The sequence below is a fragment of the Rhodovulum visakhapatnamense genome, assembly GCF_004365965.1.
Lineage (GTDB): Bacteria > Pseudomonadota > Alphaproteobacteria > Rhodobacterales > Rhodobacteraceae > Rhodovulum > Rhodovulum visakhapatnamense.
This window is the reverse complement of sequence record NZ_SOEB01000001.1, coordinates 60,122-76,908: the sequence shown is the minus strand read 5'-3', so window position 1 is coordinate 76,908 and position 16,787 is coordinate 60,122. Positions and strand designations below refer to the sequence as shown.

Below are 16,787 nucleotides of genomic sequence, written 5' to 3'. Positions count from 1 at the left end.
AGCCTGAACCATGGCCGCAAAACCGTTTTTCCGCCGTCGCAAGGTCTGCCCCTTCTCCGGCGACAACGCGCCGAAGATCGACTACAAGGACACCCGTCTGCTGCAGCGCTACATCTCCGAGCGCGGCAAGATCGTGCCCTCGCGCATCACCGCCGTCTCGGCGAAGAAGCAGCGTGAACTGGCCCGCGCCATCAAGCGCGCCCGCTTCCTCGCCCTGCTGCCCTACGCCGTGAAGTAAGGAGCGACCCCATGCAAGTGATCCTTCTGGAACGCGTGGCCAAGCTTGGCCAGATGGGCGAAGTCGTCAACGTCAAGGACGGCTACGCCCGCAACTTCCTGCTGCCGCAGGGCAAGGCGCTGCGCGCCAACGCGACCAACATCGCCCGCTTCGAGGCCGACAAGGCCCAGCTCGAGGCGCGCAACCTCGAAACCAAGAAAGAAGCCGAAGCGCTCGCCACGAAGCTCGACGGTCAGCAATTCGTCGTGATTCGCTCTGCCTCGGATGGCGGCGCGCTTTACGGCTCGGTCACGCCCCGCGACATCGCGGACGCCGCGACCGAGGCCGGCTTCTCGGTCGACCGCAAGCAGGTCGTGCTGGCCGGTCCGATCAAGGAACTGGGCCTGCATACGGTCCATGTGCTGTTGCACCCCGAGGTCGACGTGACCGTGGCGGTCAACGTCGCCCGCTCGGCCGAAGAGGCCGAACTGCAGGCTTCGGGCAAGTCGATCCAGGAACTGGCCGCCGAGGAAGAAGCCGCGGCCGAGTTCGAGATCCAGGAGCTGTTCGACGATATCGGGTCGGCCGCCTCCGACGACGAGGACGACGAGCAGGCCTGATCGACCGCGACACCGCATTCACGCCTTTGAAACGCGCCGTCCCTTCGGGGGCGGCGCTTTTCGTTTCCGGGCCTGACCGCGGACCGCAAGACAGACCGCGTCGGGCCCGATGATGCTGCTTTGACGCAGATTCGGATAGAATGGCTTCGTTTTTGGTAATTTCATTTCCCGGAGGAAAAAATGTTACCTGAAAGTTCCATTGAAGACATCCGAGAGACCGGCCGCGTCATCACCCCGGCCGTCGAGGCCGACAAGACCAAGCTCGGTCCGCTGAAGGACCTTCCCGGCCGCTGGAGCAACGACGCCCTGCCCGGCCGCGGCTGGAACATCATCGCCCTGCCCTTCTTCGAGGGGCCGTTCGGCTACCGCCTGCTGATGAACCAGTATAACGAGGACCTGACCTTCGAGATCGCGGATACCGGGGTGCCGAACCGCGGCGTCGAGACCGCCGCGACCGGGATCAGCGGCGACCAGTTCGTCGTCGCGCTGGACTATCAGCAGGTGACCACCCAGATCGCCGCCGCCGATTTTCCCGAAAGCGGGCTGAAGGCCAGGAACGACACACCGATCCACCACGAGCCGGGCCTCTTCCTGCACATGACCAACAAGGCCAGGTCCGACGAAGCGCTGGGCACCTTCGACGTGGCGCGGCTGGGGACCATCCCCCATGGCGATTCCGTGCTGGCGCTGGGCACCGTGCACAAAAGCCTCGGCATCCCGCCGATGAGCGGCCTGCCGGTCGGGACCCGCCTCGGCCATACCATTCTGGACGAGGTTCTGAAGCCGGCCGACGCCACGAACCGCAACGACTATGTCGCGCCCTACCGCCATTTCTACCATGCCCCGTTCAAGGGCACGCTGGCGGGCCTTCCCGACTTCCCGGGCTTCGAGCCGGTCGACACCACACGGCTGCTGCGCGAGGCGCTGGCGGGCGAGACCGTGCTGGAAACCACGGTGCTCGATTTCGACACCACCATCGAAAGCGGCGGCATCCTGAACATTCCCTTCGTCGTGGACGAGGCCAATGCCACCTCGATGCGCTCGATCTTCTGGATCCACAAGGTCAAGGGCACCAGCCCCGACAAGCCGCGCATGCTGCTGCAATATGCGCAGTTCGTGTTCCTCGACTTCTTCCCGCGCGGCGACGGCTCGCCCGGGCTGATCCGCTGGCCGCACATTTCGATCAACACCATGGAAAAGGTCGAGGACGACCCGAAGCCCATGTACGCCATGGTCCGCGACGGCAAGTTCGACAGCAGCGTCGCCTGATCGCCCCACAGCCGGGCGCGCAATAAAAAGGCCGCCCCGAGGGGGCGGCCTGTCCTCTCGCTGGCCTCCGGCGTTCCCGGAGCCGCGGGTCTTATTCTTCTTCGAGCTTCTCGACAGCTTTCTGCAGGTCGTCCTTGCTGACCGGCTTTTCGGTCACGTCGGCCAGTTCGAAGACATAGTCGACGACCTTGTCCTCGAAGAGCGGCGCCCGGATCTGCTGCTGCAGCGCCTGGTTCTGACGGACATATTCGAAGAACTGACGTTCCTGACCGGGGAACTGGCGCGCCTGGGCCAGAACCGCCTGGGTCATCTCGTTGTCCGACACCGACACCTCGGCCTTGCGGCCGATCTCGGCCAGCAGCAGGCCCAGACGCACGCGGCGTTCGGCCAGTTTCAGATGCTCTTCGGTCGGCTCGATCGCGCCATGGTCATGGCCGTGATCGTCGGGATGCTCTTCGTGATACAGCTGGTGGGCGATCTGCCCGGCCTCGGCCTCGAGCAGGCTCGGGGGCACCTCGAACTGCACCGCCTCGTCCAGCGCGTCCAGCAGGGCGCGTTTCATCACCGCGCGGGCGGCACCGCCGAATTCGGCCTTAAGACGCTCGGCCACCTGGCCCTTCAGCGCCTCCAGATCCTCGGCGCCGAACTGCTTGGCCAGATCGTCGTCGATCTCGGCGGGCTTGGGCGCCTTCACCGCCTTCACGGTGACGTCGAAGGTGGCTTCCTTGCCCTTGAGGTTCTCGGCCCCGTAGTTTTCCGGGAAGGTGACGGTGACGGTCACCTCATCCTCGGCCTTGGCGCCGACCAGTTGATCCTCGAAGCCGGGGATGAAGCTGTCCGAACCCAGAACCAGCGGATAATCCTCGGCCGAGCCGCCCTCGAAGGGCTCGTCGCCCAGCTTGCCGACGAAGTCGATGATGACCTGATCGCCCTCCTTGGCCTTCGAGCCCTTGCGGCGGTCGGCATAGGTCTGGGCGGTGCCGGCCAGTTTCTCCAGCGCCTCGGTGATCTCGGCCTCGGCCGGTTCCACGATCAGCTTTTCAAGCTTGATCGCCTTGAGGTCGGTTTCCGGGATCTCGGGCAGCGCCTCGTAGGTCATCTCGACGGTAACGTCGTCGCCGGGCTTCCAGTCCTCGTCGGTCATCTTGACCTGGGGCTGCATCGCCGGGCGGTCGCCGGACTCGTCGAAATGGCTGCTCATGGCGCCGTCGATGGTTTCCTGCATCGCCTCGCCCATCAGGCGCTCGCCGAACTGCTTCTTCAGAAGCGGCATCGGCACCTTGCCCTTGCGGAAGCCCTTCATTTCGATCTGGGGCTGGGCCTCGGCGAGCTTCTCGTTGACCTTCGCCTCCAGTTCGGCGGCGGTCACGGTAATCGTGTAGCCGCGCTTCAGGCCGTCTTTCAGGGTCTCGGTGACCTGCATCTGCGTATCGTCCTTCTCATCCATTCCGGGCGGGACCGGCGGGGAGATCCCCCAAGGCCAGGCGGCGCCAGCCCCAACATTCGACGCCGGTCGTTCGGAAACAACCATCTGGTTTCTTCGTTTCCGGGGCACGGGTCCGGGTACAGGGGTACGCCGGTCGGTTACACCGGGAAACGCTTCCGGCGCCTTCTACGCGAGCCCGCCCCGTGGGGCAAGGGGCTCGACGGTCCGAAAGGCGGCCCGACACGCGGCCCGGGCGGGCCTTCGCGCCCGGGCCGCGGCACCCTGTCCGGCAGGGGCCGGATCAGAGCCCGTAAAGATCGGGGAAGCTGACCTTGCCGGTCCAGGAGGGGTAAAGAAAGCTGCCCTCGTCGGTGTCGATCGACACACAGCGCGACAACAGCCAGTTGCGGGCCGCCGGGCCATCGGCGCAGGCGTCGATCTCGCCCAGCGAGCGGCCGAGCGACACGAAGCCCGCGACGATGGCCGAGGCCGCCGAACTGCCGCCGAAGCGGCAGAAATACGACCCGAACTCGCGCAGCCCCTCGGGCGGCTCGTCGCTGGCATAGGGGCTGTAGGAATAGCCGTGGCGGCCCGGCACGTCGGTCGAGACGATCTCGAAATGCGAGAACTTGCGGTTGTCGTTATGGGGCGGGCACAGCCGGTCGGCAAAGCGCGCCTGCTGTTCGTCGAGCCGGATCGAGACCCGGTCGAAGGTTTCCGCATCGTTGCTGGGCGCCAGCAGCGTCGCGCCCGCGACCTGCGAATAGCCCGCGACCATGCCCTTGGCATTGGCCGCGCCGACCGCGATGACGCCGTTATGTTCGCTGGCCAGATTGGCCGGGTAGATGCCGCCGCTTTCCTGCGAATTGCCCGCCGCGCAGATGACGGGGCGGCGCATCGAGACCGCCACGATCAGCCGGGCCAGTTCGTCCCAAAGCGCCCTCTCGCGCGGCGGGATCTCGACCTGGGTCGCAAGCGCACCCAGATCCTCGCCGTCCAGATCGACACTGGCCAGTTCCGGCACGATCCGCCCGGGATCGGGGATCGAACGGGGCAGCAGCACCACATCGGCGCCGATGATCTCGGCATAGAGGAAGGCCAGGATCAGCATCTCGGGATCGGTGTCGAAATTGGTCGAGATCGGCACCAGCTCGCAGAACGGATCGACGCCCGCATAGGGCAGCGGCACCGTCAGCGCCTGCGCGCCTGCGCCGCGATACTCGGCCGCGATCTCGACCAGCGCCGGACGCGCGCCGACGAGCCCCGCGATGGCGGTGCCGTGGTTCGAGAAATCGGGCGAGGTCGCGGGCGCCACGCCATTCACATGGGCGATGGCCCCGGGCGACAGCCGGTCGACCAGCTCGCCCAGCAGCGCCCGCGTCTCGGGCAGATCGTCGGCCACCGTGGTCGCCAGGTTGGGCAGATCGAGCGTCAGGCGGTGATCGCCCGGATGGCAGGGAAAGGCGCCGAGGCGGTTCGAGAAGAAATCGATCGCGAGGGTCCGGTCGATCGCGGGCACCAGGCAGGGATGATCGACCGCGACCGAGGTATCGATCACGGCGACGCGGCTTTTGCGGCCCTTGCGGGGCTTCGGACCGTCGCGCAGAAGGCCAAGCACGCCAATGCTTTCCAGGTGCCAGAGCGCGGCGTAGTCGTCATAGATCTCGCGGCCCTGCGGCCGGCGGGTCTCGTCTCCGAACATCTCAGATCCACTCCTTCTGGGCGGCAAGCATCTGGTCCCGGCAGACGACTTCCAGGACCGGCAGGATCATCCGGGCAAGGTCGTGCCCCGCGCGGGTATCGCTGGGATAGTGCAGCCCCGCCCATTCGCGGTTCTCGGCCACCCGGCGCGCAGCGACGAAGACCTCGGAACTGGCCGGGTGCTCGGGCACGATCCGCGACAGCACGAAGGCGACCGTGAAGGACTGGAAGGAATGGTTCGAGGGATAGGAGGCATGCGCCGGGATCGGCAGGAACGGCCTGAGCCGCGGCTCGACCGCGTTGGGGCGCGGGACGTCGAAGCGCTCCTTGTAGCGCAGCCCGATCTCGTCGCACAGAAGCAGCACCAGCAGCACCAGCCCGATGGTGGCCGAATAGCCCGAGCGGCCCTCGATGCCATAGGGGCGCAGATAGGCCGACAGCTCCAGCCGGCTCTCGCGCAGGATTTCCTCTCGGCGCAGCGCCTCTTCGCCCCGCCTGAGCCGCACCTGCTTCTTCAGAAGCTCGACGGCCTCGGCGCGCAGCTGGTCGAGCGCGGGCGGCAGCGCCACCGGCAGGTCGATCCATTTCGGCTCCATCCCGTACAGCGCCGCGCGTTCGCGCCAGGGTTCCAGCGTCAGCTGCGCGCCGTCGGTATCGGCCCCGCTTTCGCGGTTCTCGCTGGCGTTCCGGTTGCGGTTCCTGTTCCGGTTGCGATTGCGGTTCCGGTTCAGGCTGGACCGGTTCATCGCCAGAAGCGTCGACAAGGACCCGCCCGCCGCCGCCTCTCCGGCGTCGAAGCCGGGAAATCCGGCATCGCTCAGGCTGCCGCCCGCGCCCTTGAGAACCAGACCCGTCGTCGAGACGACGAATTCGGCCCTCTTCAATATCTCAAAGGAATTACTCACCTTTCCCCCCTTAAAGTCCGGCACGGGCAAGGCCCTCCAGAACATGGTCGCAGGCCTCGCGCCGCGGCAGCCGGAACCGCATTTCGCGCGTTTCGCGGTCGGCGAAACCGGGATCGAGCGCCAGCAGATCGGCGCGCAGCGTCTCGGCCGCGCCGCCGTCGTCCAGATGGCCCAGCGCCGCCAGCGTGTAGCGCATCGCCGCGTTGAACCGCGGCTGCTTGACCAGCGCGCAACGGCCAAGCTGGACGGCGCGGGCGTGATCGCCCGCAAGCGTCGCGACCATGCAGGCGGTGGTCTCGTAGGTATAGCTGATCGGGCTGTACTTGCCCAGATTGACCGCCCGTTCCGAGGCCGCGCGGGCGCGGCCGAGATCGCCGCAGTAAAGCTCGTGCAGCGCAAGATGGTCCCAGACGAAGGCCTGCATCGGGTTCAGCTCGACCGCGCGCCCGAAAATCTCGGCGGCGATGTCGTGGCGGTCCAGCACAAAGCCCATCACATGGCCGATGCAGGCCAGCGCGATCGAGTTGAACGGATTGTCCTGCAGGATGTTCATCGCCAGCGCCTCGGTCCGCTCGCGCCGCTCGGCGTCCCAGCCGCCGATATTCTCGCCGAGCGCGAAGGAACTGGCATAGGCGCTGAGGCTCGGGAACAGGCTGTTCTCGGTGCGCTCGTTCAGCCGGTCCAGAACCTCGGTCGTCGCCTGCATTCGCGCGGGGTCGAGGTCGAACATGCCCGCCAGCACGCCATAGCCGATCAGCGCGCTGTAGTCGTTGCGAATGCCCGTCGGGCCGTCGCGGGTGCTGCCGATGATCTTGGCCAGATGGTCGACATTCTGCGCCACGAACTGGTTGGTCAGCGCGAATTCGTCCTCGTAGAAATCCTTTTGCCGGGTCTGCATCGACTGGCTGAGTACCAGCGAATTGGTGCCGTTCTCGTAGACGAGGAAACTGACCGAGGCGGTGTCGCCCACCACCAGCGTGCGGGTCCGGATCAGGAAATCGGGTTCGCCCTGGCGCGGTTCGCAGGCGCCGCCCGCCCCCGCCTCGCGCAGATCGACGATCTGCACTGGGTGATAGTCGCGCAGCGCGCGCGCCACGGATTCGATGATGTAATCGCCGATGAAGGCACCGCTTCTGAGCCCGCCATGAACGATGCCGGGCAAGAGCCCGATCTCGATCCCCCGCGGCATCCGCCGCGCGGCGGGTGCGGCCGTCGGGCCCGCGGGTCCGGTGGGAGGTTCGGCCTTCCGGGCCGCGGGGCCGCCCGACCCGATCTCGTCGCGCAGCCGCGCCCAGGCCGACCTCTCCAGCGTCAGCCAGTCCTCGAATTCCTCGTCGGGAATGTCGAGCCCCTCCAGAAGGTCGGCGCCCGGGTCCACCCCCGCGGGCAGCCGCCCGCCCCCCTCGCGGATCGCCCGAAGATCGACCCAGAGCCGGTCGAGATCGAGGCAGAGCGCGTTACGGTCGGTGGTCAGGAGCGTGTCGTCCACCGCCTTCAGCGCGCGCTTCAGTTCATAGACCGACTGGCGCAGGCTGCCCGAGGCGCGGCCTTCGTCGCTTTCGCTCCAGAGCTTGTCGCGCAGCCAGATCCGCGTGCGCGTGCCGCGCGGCGACAGCGCCAGCAGCGCCAGAAGCGCCTGCGCCTTGCGGCTTTTCGGCGTGATGTCGCGCCCCTCGGCATCGGTCAGGCACGGCGCGCCCAGAAGGTGCAACCGCGCAGATCCGCGTCCCGTCTCGCTCCCGGTCATGTCCGTCCCCCCAGACGTCAGCGACAGGCCCGGCGGACCCCGGCTCCGGGACCCGCGCTCCGATTCGAATGATCCATTCGAACTGGTCTTGATTTAACGCTAACCCGGTTCCGTCAGGCCATCGTTAATTTTCCGGTAACTTTCGACCTGCGCGCGTGGCCGCCCGGGACGGCCCGCCTGCGGCAAAGCGTACCCGCCGCGCGCTTCTCAGCCTGTCGTCAACCCGCTATAGGCGGTCCGAGGACGAAGGAGACCGCCAGTCATGCCCGAGCTTTCCCCCGAACGCGGCGAGCCCGTGATCCGCACCATCGCCATGCCCGCCGACACCAACCCGGCGGGCGATATCTTCGGCGGCTGGCTGATGTCGCAGATGGACCTTGCCGCGGGCAGCGTGGCGGCCCGGGTCGCGCGCGGGCGCGCCGCGACCATCGCGGTCGAGGGCATGCAGTTTCTGAAGCCGGTGAAGGTCGGCGACGAGGTGACGCTTTATGCCAAGCTGGTCAAACGCGGCCGCAGCTCGATGACCATCGAGGTCCGCGCCTGGCACCGTCCGCGCTGTCAGGAATGGAGCGAACAGGTCACCAAGGGCCTCTTCACCTTCGTCGCGATCGACGAGACCGGCCGGTCGCGCCCCCTGCCCGACCCGGTTCAGGCGGGCTGAGCAAGGCCCCGGAACGGCCGGACGGCTCAGAACGCCTTGAAGGTCAGCGTGGTCAGCGACCGGTCGATGCCCGGAATGTCCAGCAGCCGGTCATTGACGAACTTGCCCACATCCTCGGATTTCGGGATGTAAAGCTTCATCAGCAGATCGTAATCGCCGCTGGTCGAGTAAAGCTCGGAATGGATCTCGCGCAGGACGATCTCTTCGGCCACCTCATAGGTCTTGCCCGGGCGGCAACGCAGTTGCACGAAGACGCAAGTGGTCATGGGCGGCTCCTTCTCGGCTGATGCCGCGCAAACCTACCAGAGCCCCGGGGACCTTCAAGCCGCAATCGCCCGCGCCGCACGGCCCCCCTCTTGGCCCGGCGCCCGCCCGCGCCTATAAGCGGCCCGGACCCACTGGCGGAGGCACCCATGCGGACGGCGAAGATCACGCGCAAGACGGCCGAGACCGACATTTCCGTCGAGATCGACCTCGACGGGACCGGACGCTACGACATCGCGACCGGCGTCGGCTTTTTCGACCACATGCTGGACCAGCTGGCCCGCCATTCGCTGATCGACATGACCGTGCGCTGTCAGGGCGACACCCATATCGACGACCATCACAGCGTCGAGGATGTGGGCATCGCGCTGGGTCAGGCGCTGGCCGACGCCCTGGGCGACAAGCGCGGCATCCGCCGCTACGGGTCCTGCCTTCTGCCAATGGACGACGCGCTGGTGCGCGCGGCGCTCGATCTGTCGGGGCGGCCCTATCTGGTCTGGACTGTCGATTTCCCGACCCAGAAGATCGGCGGCTTCGACACCGAGCTGGTGCGCGAGTTCTTCCAGGCGCTGTCGACCCATGGCGGGATCACGCTGCATGTCGATGCCCTGCACGGGCTCAACAGCCACCATATCGCCGAAGCGGCCTTCAAGGCGGTGGCGCGCGCGCTGCGCGACGCGGTCGAGACCGATCCGCGCAAGGCCGATGCCATTCCGTCCACCAAGGGGGCGCTTTAAACCGATGCTGACCGCCATCGTCGATTACGATTCGGGCAACCTGCATTCCGCCCAGAAGGCCTTCGAACGCGTCGCCCGCGAAACCGGGGCGGGCACGGTCGCGGTCACCTCTGACCCCGATACGATCCGCCGCGCCGACCGCGTGGTGCTGCCGGGCGACGGGGCCTATCCGGCCTGCCACCGGGCGCTGTTCGATCATCGCGGCGTCTTCGAGGCCATCGAGGAGGCCGTTGTCGCGGGCGGGCGGCCGTTTCTCGGGATCTGCATCGGCATGCAGATGATGGCGAGCCGCGGCCATGAATACGAGGACACCCCGGGTTTCGACTGGATCGGCGGCGAGGTGGTGCGGATCGAGCCCGCCGAGGCCCATCTGAAGGTGCCGCATATGGGCTGGAACGATCTGGTGCTGGACGCGGGCCACCCGGTTCTCGACGGCATCGCCACCGGCGATCACGCCTATTTCGTCCATTCCTACCAGTTCCGCGTCGCCGATCCGGCGCACAGGCTGGCGCATTGCGACTATGGCGGCCCGGTCACCGCCATCGTCGGGCGGGGCACCATGGTGGGCACCCAGTTCCACCCGGAAAAGAGCCAGGCGACCGGGCTGCGGCTGATTGCCAATTTCCTCGGCTGGGCGCCCTGAGCCCGGGCGCCCCGAGCCTCAGCCCCCCGGAAAGACCCGCCGCGCCAGCAGCACCCGCGACAGCGCGGTCACGAAACACAGCGCGCCGAAGCCCCAGGCCAGCGGCGCGAACCAGGACGGGAACAGGCAGATCGCGGCGAAAAAGGCGATGGTTTCGGTCCCTTCCAGCAACCCTCCGGTGAAATACAGCGATTTCACGCCGCGCGCGCGGGTCTCCATCTTGCGGCGTTCGGCCAGGATCGCGAAGCCGAGGAAGGTGGCGCCGTTCACATAGAAGCTGGTCAGAAGGAACGCGCCCGCCGCCCCGTTCGCCGCCGGATCGAGCAGCACGAAGCCCAGCGGCACCGCGCCATAGACCAGGAAATCGGCAACGATATCGAGATAGCCGCCGAAATCGGTCTTGCGGCTGGCCCGCGCCACCGCCCCGTCAAGTCCGTCCGCCAGCCGCCCGGCCAGCATCGGCCAAAGCGCAAGCCCCGGCGCCCCCAGCGCGATCAGCCCCGCCGCCGCGAGTCCGAGGCCGAGCCCCGCCAGCGTCACCCCGTCGGCCGTGATCCCTCGCGCCGCCAGCCGCTGGCCCAGCCGGTCGAGCGGCGGATCGATCAGACGGCGCATCATCCCGTCAAGCATGCCTGTCCCCCCTGTGCCGCCCCAGACTGCCGCCCCAGACTGCCGCCGCGGGGCATCCGACCGCAAGCCCCGACCCGGCCCCTGAAGGCCGAATCGGACAGGCCTTTGGCCGCGAAGGCCGGGACCGGGCGCGCAAGAGTTACCGAAATGATCTTTCCATTTGTCACGAGCACCCGGCGTCCCAAGGGCTTAGCGGGTCCTGCTCCAGGCGCGTGCCCGCTGCGCGAAAGGATCGCTTTAGGGCTGTTACTCTAGATCTGATTGCATTCGAGTTCGGGAAAGGGTGTCCCATGTCCGCTGTCTTCAGAAGGATCCCCGTGCGGATCTACGCCATCGTGGTCTTGTCGCTGGTGCTGTCTTCTTTACTTTTTGCCTTGCTGATGTCGCGTGCCACGGATTTGGCCTACAAGATCCGCGAGGCCGGACTGCATGATCTGACCGGACAGGCGGTCAGCCTTCTGGAAAGCCTCGACCGGCAGGTGGCGGCCGGAGAGATCGAGCTTGAAGAGGCCAAGGCACGCGGCCAGGCGCTTCTGACCTCGCTGCATTTCGGCGAGTCGGGCTATATCTTCGCCATCGACCACGATCTGGTGGTGACGGTGCACCCGACCATGCCGGACTGGGTGGGCACGAGCCAGGCCGATTATTCCGATGTCCACGGGATGAAGATCTTCCAGGAGATGCGCAAGGTCGCGCAAACCGACGGCAAGGGCTCGGTGCGCTACTGGTTCAAGAAGCCGGGCGGCGCCGAGGCCGAGATGAAGATCGGCTTCATCGAGGACTTCACGCCCTGGGGCTGGATGGTCGGCACGGGGGCCTATGTCTCGGATATCGAGGAAGAACTGGCCGCGATCCGGACGCCCGCCATTATCACGCTTGTGATCGGCATATTGCTGATGGTGGCGGTGTCGACCGTGCTGATCCGCAGCGTCACCGGGCCGCTTGCAGCGCTGGTGAAATCCATGAGCGATGTCGCCAATGCGCGCTATGACGCCGACATCCCCGCCGCAAAGCGCCAGGACGAAATCGGCGTTCTGGGGAGCGATCTGGCCGCGTTCCGCGACAAGCTGGCCGAGTCCGAACGGCTTGCCGCCGCCCGCGAGGAAGACCGCCGCGAACAGGAACGCGTGGTGACCGATCTGGGCGTCGGGCTGCGGGCGCTGTCCGAGGGCGACCTGACCCGGACGATCGACACGACCTTCGCCCCTGCCTACGAACAGCTGCGTCAGGACTTCAACGCCACCGTCGACACGCTTAACGCGCTGATGGGCGAAATCGTCGAGAACTCGACCGAGATCACCACCCGGGCCGAGGAAATCAGCGGCGCCTCCGACGACCTGTCGCGCCGGACCGAGAACCAGGCCGCCACGCTGGAAGAGACCGCCGCCGCCATGGACGAGATGACCGCCAGCGTGCGCGCCGCGGCCGATGGCGCGGCCCAGGTCGAGAATGTGGTGCGCGAGGCGCGGGGCAATGCCGAACAATCGGGTCTGGTGGTCAAGGAAGCCATCGGCGCGATGTCCGAGATCAAGAAATCCTCCGACGGGATCAGCCAGATCATCGGGGTGATCGACGACATCGCCTTCCAGACCAACCTTCTGGCGCTGAACGCGGGCGTCGAGGCGGCGCGGGCGGGCGAGGCCGGACGCGGGTTCGCTGTCGTCGCGTCAGAGGTACGGGCGCTGGCGCAGCGGTCCTCCGAGGCCGCGAAAGAGATCAAGACGCTGATTTCGTCCAGTTCCGATCAGGTCGAATCCGGTGTCGCGCTGGTGAACCGGACCGGCGAGGCGCTGACCGACATCGTCGAGCGTGTCGGCAACATCGCGGTGCTGATCGGCGACATCGCGACCGGTGCGCAGGAACAGTCGGTGGGCTTGGGCGAGATCAATGTCGGCATCAACGAACTTGACAAGGTTACCCAGCAGAACGCCGCCATGGTCGAGGAGGCCAACGCCGCCGCGGTGACGATGAAGCAGGAGGCGGGCAATCTGCAAAGCCTCGTCGCCCGGTTCCGTCTGAAGACCCGGGCCGGCGGCGGGCAGCGCCCGCGCGAAACGACGCCTCTGGCCTTCGCGCCCGCACCGGCGGCGGATCTGACCATGAGCCCGACCCCGCGCCGCATCGCAAATGGCGGCGACTGGCAGGATTTCTAGATCGCGTCCTGCCTTCTCCGCGCGGCGATGTCTCGGGATCTCCGGGCCGGGCCGCGCGGCGAAACCGGAGGCGCCAGCCTCCGGCCGCGACCTCCGTCCTCTGCGCCGCGTTGACGTCCGGTCGAAATCCGGCGGAGGATGGTGCCGCGTGTGCGAGGAAGGTCGTTGCACGTTGCTGCCGCCGGAACGCCGACTGTGTCACGCAGGTCCGGCGCCGGTACGGGAGGGTTTTCACTGGAAATGCAAGTCTGGCTTGCCCTGGCAACCGCATTGACGATTGCCGGTGGCGGTCTCATCGAGATCGCATCCGCCTCGCCCACGGGGCTCGCATCCCGGGGGCGCGCGCTGGGGGCGATCTGCTACGGAAGCCCCGCCTTCGCCTGGTTCTATCTGATGCGCGGCCACGCCCTGGCGCTGGTCGCGGTGCTTTACGCATCGGCCACGCTGATCGCGCTGGCGCTTCTGGGCGTACCGGTGTTCCAAGAGGGCCTCCTGCTTCGCGACGCGCTGGGGATCGGGCTGGCGCTTGCCGCGGTTCCGGTCATGCTCCGCGGGGCCTTAAAGCGCCCGCACCGGGCCGCGAAACGGCCCGGGAAAACAGCGCGAGAGCAACCGGAAAGCATCGGGAACGCGACGGAAAAACACCGGAAAAGCACCGGGGCGGCCGATTCTGCGGCCACCCCGGACCGGCGCGCCCTGCGCTGCGTCAAAGCCCGGAACGCCTTGAGCGCAGGGGCTTTTTGTTGGAAGATTCGTGCGGCGTAATTCGCTATAATCAAACGGATTAAGATTTGACTTCCAATTATTGGGGGATAGGGAATGCGTGTCAGGACGTTTTTTGTGACCACGGCGATGGCCAGCCTCGCCCTGACGATGCCGGCCGAGCGGGTCCGGGCCGACGATCTGGGCAAGGTGATTGTGGGCGGGGCGATCCTCTGTGCCGTCACCGGCTGTCTGAACGGCCGCAATCAGGGCCGCAGCAACCGCACCGCGGCCCGCCCGGCGGGCGACCCCACGGTCCGCACCGACCAGCAGGCGCTGAACTATTTCGGCTACGATGCCGGGGGCGCCGATGGCGTCACCGGCCGCCGGACCCGCGACGCGATCTCGCGCTATCAGGGCTATATGGGCTATCCGGTGACCGGCCAGCTCGATCCCTATCAGCGCCAGAATCTCGTCGGCGCCTATAACTGGGCGCAATCGGGCGGAAACGCGAGCTATCCCGGCATCCAGGGCCAGGAGCTTCTGCGCGCCTATTCGAGCTATGCCCGCGGCGGCAATTACTGCCAGGAGACCGGGCGCTGTGCGGGCGGCGGCTATGGCGGCCAGAACGCCTATGGCGCCGGACAGGGCTATGCCGGAGCCAACGGCTATCCGGGCGGCACCGGCTATCCGGGCGGCACCGGCTATCCGTCGGGCAACGGCTACCCCTCCGAAACCGGCTATGGCGCGATGCCGTCGCAGGTGCCGGTGCCGTCCTATCCGCAGCAGGGCGCGCCGCAACCCTTCCTGCAGCCGCAAGGCCAGGCGCCCCAGCAGGTCGCGAACCAGGTGCTGACGACGGGCGGCGCGCTGCCCGGCTTCGAGCTGCCCGACAGCACCGCGTATCGTTCGGTCGCCGATCACTGCCAGACCGTGCAGATGGTGTCCTCGGCCAATGGCGGGGCGGTGACCGGCCCGGCCGGGGTGACCAACCCGACCCAGGCGCTGGACGAACAGTTCTGCAGTGCCAGCACCTATGCCGTCAGCACCACCGAAAGCATGCTGAGCGGCGCCGGGGTCAGCGACGATCAGCTGGCCCAGAACTGCCAGCAGGTCGTCGACTTCATGCAGCCCGAGACCGACGCGCTGAGCGGCCGACAGGCCTCCGATCTGGCCGCCGCGGCCGAACAGAAGATCCGGCAATCCGCGGGCGCCGATCCGCAGGGCCTGATCCAGACCGGCGAGGTTTGCCTGGGCTATGGCTACCGCACCGACGATTCCGATCTGGTGCTGGCCGCCTCGATGCTTCTGGTCGGCGCCGGTGCCCGGCCCTATGCCGAGCTTCTGGGCCACCATCTGCGCGACGGGTTCGGGGTCGGGTCCGATCCGGCCAGGGCGCGCGGCTGGTATGACACGGCCTTCGCCGCGCTCGATAGCGGCGCCACGCCGGTCTTCCTGCCGAGCCAGAGCGCCCAGCGCGTGGCGATCATGCGGGCCGCCCTCGATGGCGGAGCGCCCGCCCCGGTGCTGACCGGTGCCTCGGCCGCGGGGGCCGCAGCGTCGGCCCCGGCCGCGCTGCCGAGCTTCAACATCGGCAACTGAGCCGGGGCGCGCGCGGGCGGGGCACCCTCCGGAGCCCCGCCCGCCGCCCAGGCCTCGCTATCGGACCTCAAGGGCAGCCCCCTTGGTTTTCCATCAGCGGGGGCTTGCCGAGACCGAAACCAACCGACATCTCCGGCGCCGATCCGCGGTCGACCCCGGCGGACCGTACGCTATGATCCGGGAAAAGACCGTCCGGCCGCCGGATGTGACTTGGAGGATACCGAAATGACAGCCAGGGCTTTCCTGATCGCCGCAACCGCCACAGCCCTTTGCCTGCCGGCCCCCGCCCCCCTGCGGGCCGATGCCGGCGATGTCGTCAAGCTGGGGGCAGCCGCAGGCATCTTGTTCTGCATGGCCAATCCCCAGCGCTGCGGGATGGGCGGCCAGAGCCAGCAGCCCACTCCGCGACCGACCCCCGGCCCCACACCCAAGCCCCCTGTCCAGGCCGACCCGACGGTCCGCACCGACCAGCAGGCGCTGAACTATTTCGATTACGGCGCAGGTAGCGCAGACGGCGTGATGGGCCGGAATACCCGCCAGGCGATCTCGCGCTATCAGACCTACATGGGCTATCCCGTCACCGGCCAGCTCGACCCCTATCAGCGCCAGACCCTCGTCGGCGCCTATAACTGGGCGCAGGCCGGCCACGGCGCGGCCTATCCCGGGATCTATGGTCAGGAGCTCTTGCGCGCCTATCATACCGAGACGCGCGGCGGCGATTATTGCCGCGAGACCGGACGCTGCCCGGTGCAGGCGGCTTCCACCGGCCAAACGACACAGCCCCGCCTGCCCGACATGCCGACGACCAGCGCCTCGATGGCCAATGCCTGCGCCAGCAGCCAGATGGTCACCAATGCCAGCGGTCCGGTCCTGACCCCGGCCGGGATCACCGGCCCCGACCGCGCCCGGCAGGCGATGGACGAACAATTCTGCAGCGCCAGCAGCTATGCCCTCAGCCGGTCCGAAAACCTGCTGGACGGCAGCGGCATGACCGATCAGGCGCTGTCCGAGAATTGCAGTTGGGTCGTGGACCGGATGGCCGATCAGATCGGGATGCTCGGCAGCCGCTCGGCGGTCGAACTGACCGAGGCCGCCGACCGGCGCATCCGCGACATCGGCGCCGACATGCGCCAGATCTCGGACGTGGCTAAGGTCTGTCTTGGCTACGCCTACCGCACCGACGATGCCCAGGTCGCGCTGGCCTCGGCGCTGATGCTGGTGGGCACCGGCGCCCGGCCCTATGCCGAGCTGGTCGGCCACCACCTGCGCGGCGGCTACGGCACCGCGCGCAATCCCGATCAGGCGCAGGGCTGGTACGACATCGCCTTCGACGCGCTCGACCGGGGCGCCGATCCTGCCGTCCGGCCCAGCCAGAGCGGCGAGCGCGTGGCGGTGATGCGCGCCGCGCTGCGGACCGGGGGCCTTGCCGGTGGCGGCAATGCGACCTCGTCGACCGGGACCGGCATGCCGAATTTCAACCTCCGGCAGAACTGACCGGCGTCCGGACGCG

16 protein-coding genes are annotated in these 16,787 nt (G+C 67.6%); 10 read left to right on the top strand and 6 right to left on the bottom strand.

Features of this window, described 5'->3' with window-relative positions:
- Nucleotides 1-10: 10 nt before the first annotated feature.
- The 3 genes from rpsR to EV657_RS00340 all read left to right on the top strand — a co-directional run bounded on the left by rpsR (nt 11) and on the right by EV657_RS00340 (nt 2,106).
- The gene (gene rpsR / locus EV657_RS00350; RefSeq protein ID WP_005982441.1) at nt 11-238 is read left to right on the top strand and encodes a 30S ribosomal protein S18; all 228 of its coding nucleotides are present in this window, start codon (nt 11-13) and stop codon (nt 236-238) included.
- An 11-nt stretch (nt 239-249) separates the two neighbouring features.
- Nucleotides 250-837, top strand: coding sequence for a 50S ribosomal protein L9 (gene rplI, locus EV657_RS00345; RefSeq protein WP_075786563.1), 588 nt, complete (start codon nt 250-252; stop codon nt 835-837).
- 180 nt (nt 838-1,017) lie between these two features.
- Nucleotides 1,018-2,106 carry a heme-binding protein gene (locus EV657_RS00340; protein ID WP_134076798.1) on the top strand — a complete coding sequence of 363 codons (1,089 nt, stop codon included), beginning with the start codon at nt 1,018-1,020 and terminating at the stop codon, nt 2,104-2,106.
- Nucleotides 2,107-2,197: 91 nt separating this feature from the next.
- On the opposite strand, the gene tig is transcribed toward EV657_RS00340, so the two are convergent.
- From tig to EV657_RS00320, 4 genes are all read right to left on the bottom strand, one after another.
- Nucleotides 2,198-3,529, bottom strand: coding sequence for a trigger factor (tig, locus tag EV657_RS00335; protein ID WP_075787636.1), 1,332 nt, complete (start codon nt 3,527-3,529; stop codon nt 2,198-2,200).
- Nucleotides 3,530-3,833: 304 nt separating this feature from the next.
- Nucleotides 3,834-5,234 (bottom strand): S8/S53 family peptidase, encoded by a 1,401-nt coding sequence (locus EV657_RS00330; protein ID WP_113668305.1) that lies wholly within the window; start codon nt 5,232-5,234, stop codon nt 3,834-3,836.
- A 1-nt stretch (nt 5,235) separates the two neighbouring features.
- Nucleotides 5,236-6,138: a phosphatase PAP2 family protein gene (locus tag EV657_RS00325; protein ID WP_243837451.1), complete on the bottom strand. Its 903-nt coding sequence runs from the start codon at nt 6,136-6,138 to the stop codon at nt 5,236-5,238.
- Between the two features lie 10 nt (nt 6,139-6,148).
- The gene (locus EV657_RS00320; protein ID WP_134076796.1) at nt 6,149-7,885 is read right to left on the bottom strand and encodes an AfsR/SARP family transcriptional regulator; all 1,737 of its coding nucleotides are present in this window, start codon (nt 7,883-7,885) and stop codon (nt 6,149-6,151) included.
- A gap of 262 nt (nt 7,886-8,147) precedes the next feature.
- On the opposite strand from EV657_RS00320, the gene EV657_RS00315 reads away from it, so the two are divergent.
- Nucleotides 8,148-8,546 carry an acyl-CoA thioesterase gene (locus tag EV657_RS00315; RefSeq protein ID WP_075786568.1) on the top strand — a complete coding sequence of 133 codons (399 nt, stop codon included), beginning with the start codon at nt 8,148-8,150 and terminating at the stop codon, nt 8,544-8,546.
- A 26-nt stretch (nt 8,547-8,572) separates the two neighbouring features.
- Here the strand turns inward: EV657_RS00315 and EV657_RS00310 are convergent, their stop codons facing one another.
- Nucleotides 8,573-8,812 carry an Lrp/AsnC family transcriptional regulator gene (locus EV657_RS00310; protein WP_075786569.1) on the bottom strand — a complete coding sequence of 80 codons (240 nt, stop codon included), beginning with the start codon at nt 8,810-8,812 and terminating at the stop codon, nt 8,573-8,575.
- 147 nt (nt 8,813-8,959) lie between these two features.
- On the opposite strand from EV657_RS00310, the gene hisB reads away from it, so the two are divergent.
- The gene (gene hisB / locus EV657_RS00305; protein ID WP_113668302.1) at nt 8,960-9,547 is read left to right on the top strand and encodes an imidazoleglycerol-phosphate dehydratase HisB; all 588 of its coding nucleotides are present in this window, start codon (nt 8,960-8,962) and stop codon (nt 9,545-9,547) included.
- 4 nt (nt 9,548-9,551) lie between these two features.
- Complete coding sequence (hisH, locus tag EV657_RS00300; protein ID WP_134076795.1) at nt 9,552-10,190, top strand: imidazole glycerol phosphate synthase subunit HisH; 639 nt, start codon at nt 9,552-9,554, stop codon at nt 10,188-10,190.
- A gap of 18 nt (nt 10,191-10,208) precedes the next feature.
- Here the strand turns inward: hisH and EV657_RS00295 are convergent, their stop codons facing one another.
- Nucleotides 10,209-10,820, bottom strand: a complete 612-nt coding sequence (locus EV657_RS00295; protein WP_075786572.1) for a CDP-alcohol phosphatidyltransferase family protein — start codon at nt 10,818-10,820, stop codon at nt 10,209-10,211.
- A 317-nt stretch (nt 10,821-11,137) separates the two neighbouring features.
- Between EV657_RS00295 and EV657_RS00290 the strand changes: the two genes are divergently transcribed.
- The 4 genes from EV657_RS00290 (at nt 11,138) to EV657_RS00275 (ending at nt 16,771) form a co-directional block, all read left to right on the top strand.
- Nucleotides 11,138-12,973, top strand: a complete 1,836-nt coding sequence (locus EV657_RS00290) for a methyl-accepting chemotaxis protein (RefSeq protein WP_243627617.1) — start codon at nt 11,138-11,140, stop codon at nt 12,971-12,973.
- A gap of 240 nt (nt 12,974-13,213) precedes the next feature.
- A complete protein-coding gene (locus EV657_RS00285) occupies nt 13,214-13,738 on the top strand; it encodes a hypothetical protein (protein WP_166673611.1) in 525 nt (174 codons plus the stop codon).
- A gap of 75 nt (nt 13,739-13,813) precedes the next feature.
- Complete coding sequence (locus EV657_RS00280) at nt 13,814-15,277, top strand: peptidoglycan-binding domain-containing protein (RefSeq protein ID WP_166673610.1); 1,464 nt, start codon at nt 13,814-13,816, stop codon at nt 15,275-15,277.
- 225 nt (nt 15,278-15,502) lie between these two features.
- Nucleotides 15,503-16,771 (top strand): peptidoglycan-binding domain-containing protein, encoded by a 1,269-nt coding sequence (locus tag EV657_RS00275; RefSeq protein WP_134076791.1) that lies wholly within the window; start codon nt 15,503-15,505, stop codon nt 16,769-16,771.
- The last annotated feature ends 16 nt before the right edge of the window (nt 16,772-16,787 follow it).

Bases quoted from the DNA above. Each gene is read 5' to 3' on its own strand.
- rpsR (WP_005982441.1), top strand. From the start codon at position 11: ATGGCCGCAAAACCGTTTTTCCGCCGTCGCAAGGTCTGCCCCTTCTCC.
- rplI (WP_075786563.1), top strand. From the start codon at position 250: ATGCAAGTGATCCTTCTGGAACGCGTGGCCAAGCTTGGCCAGATGGGC.
- EV657_RS00340 (WP_134076798.1), top strand. From the start codon at position 1,018: ATGTTACCTGAAAGTTCCATTGAAGACATCCGAGAGACCGGCCGCGTC.
- tig (WP_075787636.1), bottom strand. From the start codon at position 3,529: ATGCAGGTCACCGAGACCCTGAAAGACGGCCTGAAGCGCGGCTACACG.
- EV657_RS00330 (WP_113668305.1), bottom strand. From the start codon at position 5,234: ATGTTCGGAGACGAGACCCGCCGGCCGCAGGGCCGCGAGATCTATGAC.
- EV657_RS00320 (WP_134076796.1), bottom strand. From the start codon at position 7,885: ATGACCGGGAGCGAGACGGGACGCGGATCTGCGCGGTTGCACCTTCTG.
- EV657_RS00315 (WP_075786568.1), top strand. From the start codon at position 8,148: ATGCCCGAGCTTTCCCCCGAACGCGGCGAGCCCGTGATCCGCACCATC.
- EV657_RS00310 (WP_075786569.1), bottom strand. From the start codon at position 8,812: ATGACCACTTGCGTCTTCGTGCAACTGCGTTGCCGCCCGGGCAAGACC.
- hisB (WP_113668302.1), top strand. From the start codon at position 8,960: ATGCGGACGGCGAAGATCACGCGCAAGACGGCCGAGACCGACATTTCC.
- hisH (WP_134076795.1), top strand. From the start codon at position 9,552: ATGCTGACCGCCATCGTCGATTACGATTCGGGCAACCTGCATTCCGCC.
- EV657_RS00295 (WP_075786572.1), bottom strand. From the start codon at position 10,820: ATGCTTGACGGGATGATGCGCCGTCTGATCGATCCGCCGCTCGACCGG.
- EV657_RS00285 (WP_166673611.1), top strand. From the start codon at position 13,214: ATGCAAGTCTGGCTTGCCCTGGCAACCGCATTGACGATTGCCGGTGGC.
- EV657_RS00275 (WP_134076791.1), top strand. From the start codon at position 15,503: ATGACAGCCAGGGCTTTCCTGATCGCCGCAACCGCCACAGCCCTTTGC.